Genomic DNA, 2,294 nt, shown 5'->3' with positions numbered 1-2,294 from the left:
GGGCCGCCCGGTCTGCCGTGGTGTGCGCAGGAAGTCGGCGGGTCCGACTTCCTGCGCGCCCGTCGCCGGTATCTCGGTTGGGGATCAACTCGTCCGGGTTGACGCTGACTTGACGTTGCCGTGCCTACCATCGAGCCGTGCTGAAGCGATGGGGGAGCCAGGTGCGCCGGCGTCCGGTGCTGGGGGCGGTTGCCGTCGCGATCGTCTGGCAGGCGGCGATCGTGGTGGTGGCGAAGGTGCTGCCGCCGTTGGAGCCTGGGTGGTTCCCGCAGTTGGGGCCGACCGTGGTCAACCTGGCGGGCGCGGCGGTGGTGCTGGTGCTGCTCCGGGCCTGGGGGCTGCTGGCGACCGGCGGGGTGACGGGCCTCGGGGTGATGGCGCGCTGGCCGGTGCTGCTGCCACTGGTGGTGGCGGCGGGGCTGGCGGCGCTGCCCGGGATCGAGGGCGGCACGGCGACCCTGGTGGGCGGGGTGGTGCTGATGCTCGCCATCGGGGTCAGCGAGGAACTGAGCAGCCGGGCACTGGTGTTGGAGGTCGCGCGGCCGCTCGGCCCGGCGCGCGCGGTGGTGCTGACAGCGGTGCTGTTCGGGGTCGGGCACCTCGGCAACTGGCTGTTCTTCGGCGCGCCCCTGGGCAACACGCTGTGGCAGGTCCTGGAGGCCGGCGCGTTCGGCTTCTGCCTGTGCGGGGCGCGCCTGTACATCGGGAGCGTCTGGCCGCTGGTGCTGGTGCACGCGCTGTCCGACTACCTGGAGATCTACTCGCCGGGGAAGACGGCCGACTGGCTGCAGGCACTGGGCCTGGCCGTCGACCTGGGGCTCGGGATCGGGCTGCTCCTGCTGCTCCGGGCCCGTACGGCTCCCGCTCCGGCCGCTTCCTGAAGCGCTCATCCGCCCCCGGGGACGCGAGCGATTCGTTCAAGACGCGGCCCCAACCACCCGACCACACTGGCCGGATGACACCGACCGACACCTTCACCCCCGCCGCCGGGCGCCTCGCCCTCGGGCTCTACGACCCGATCGTCTCGCTCACCCGCGAACGCCTGTGGCGCAGCCTGCTCGCCATGCACGCCGCCCCGCGCCCCGGTGACGTCATCGTCGACGTCGGCTGCGGCACCGGGTCCTTCGCCGTCCTGCTGGGCCGCGCCGAACCGCAGGCCACCGTCGTCGGCGTCGACCCCGACCCCGCCGTGCTGCGCCTGGCCCGCCGCAAGGCCGCCGCGGCCGGGATCGAACCCGACTTCCGCACCGGCATGGGTGACGCGGTGGACGAGGTCGTCGGCGCCGGGACCGCCGACACCGTCGTCTCCAGCCTCGTCCTGCACCAGTGCCCCGTCCCGATGAAGCAGGCCGTCCTCGCCGCCATGCACCGCACGCTGCGCCCCGGCGGGAAGCTGGTGATCGCCGACTACGGGCGGCAGCGCACGGCGGCCATGCGGCTGGCCTTCCGGATCGTCCAGTTCGCCGACGGCAAGGAGGACACCCAGCCGAACGCCGACGGCATCCTGCCCCGGCTGATCGCGGAGGCCGGCTTCGAGGGGGTGCGCGAGGTGGACACCGTCGCGACGGTGACCGGCTCGATGTCCTTCTACACCGCACGCCGCCCGGCCTGAACCGCCGTTCCGCGCAGGGCGGGCAGCACCTGCGAGGGCGTCAGCCCCGTCAACTCCCGCATCCACCGGGTGAGATGGGCCTGGTCGGCGAACCCGCCCGCGAGCGCCGCCTGTGCCAGGGAGCACCCCTCGCCGAGGGCCAGTGCCGCCCGGGACAGCCGCTGCCAGCTGCGCCAGCGCGCCAGCGGCACCCCCAACTGTCGCCGTGCCAGGGCCCGCAGGCGTTGCGGGGACAGTCCGACGCGCGCGGCCAGGCCCTCCAGCGGCTCCCGGCCGTCGGCGGCCAGTGCCGCCATTGCCGCGCGCAGCCGAGGGTCCAGCCCGGTGGCGGGCAGCCCGCCACCGGGCCGGACGTCCCGCTCGGTCAGGCCCCGCCACTGCGGGGCGACGGCGACCCCCGGTGCGCAGCCCGCGCGCAGCCGGTCGGCGAAGGCGCAGTGCGGGTCGACGTAGAAGGTCAGCACCTCCCGGGTCGGGGCCATCCGGTGGCGCACCATCGGCGCCACCACGAGCGCGGGCCCGCGGTGGCGCCGCCCGGTGTCGTCGTCGATGGCCACCGTGCGGGCGGCGGCCGCGACGGCGACCTGGAAGGTGGCGTGCCGGTGGAAGGCGCTGTCCGCCAACGGCCCCTGGTAGAGCGCGTATCCGGGGCCGACGGCGAACCGCGGGGCCCCGGCCCCGG

At 75.2% G+C, this 2,294-nt stretch carries 3 protein-coding genes; 2 read left to right on the top strand and 1 reads right to left on the bottom strand.

The genetic code is table 11. The annotated features are described in order from the left end of the window. Positions 1 to 137 precede the first annotated feature (137 nt). Both ACFU7Z_RS38810 and ACFU7Z_RS38805 read left to right on the top strand, forming a co-directional pair. Positions 138 to 881: a CPBP family intramembrane glutamic endopeptidase gene (locus ACFU7Z_RS38810; RefSeq protein ID WP_380782866.1), complete on the top strand. Its 744-nt coding sequence runs from the start codon at positions 138 to 140 to the stop codon at positions 879 to 881. 74 nt (positions 882 to 955) lie between these two features. Continuing rightward, positions 956 to 1,612, top strand: coding sequence for a class I SAM-dependent methyltransferase (locus tag ACFU7Z_RS38805; protein WP_380782864.1), 657 nt, complete (start codon positions 956 to 958; stop codon positions 1,610 to 1,612). On the opposite strand, the gene ACFU7Z_RS38800 is transcribed toward ACFU7Z_RS38805, so the two are convergent. Beyond that, on the bottom strand, positions 1,588 to 2,294 hold a 707-nt coding region (locus tag ACFU7Z_RS38800; RefSeq protein WP_380782862.1), incomplete at its 5' end, for a helix-turn-helix domain-containing protein. The two genes, ACFU7Z_RS38805 and ACFU7Z_RS38800, sit on opposite strands and share 25 nt — an antisense overlap.

The sequence above is a fragment of the Kitasatospora sp. NPDC057518 genome (assembly GCF_042802075.1).
Lineage (GTDB): Bacteria > Actinomycetota > Actinomycetes > Streptomycetales > Streptomycetaceae > Kitasatospora.
Note: the sequence above shows the minus strand (reverse complement) of the source record. Positions and strands in the feature narration are given on the sequence as shown.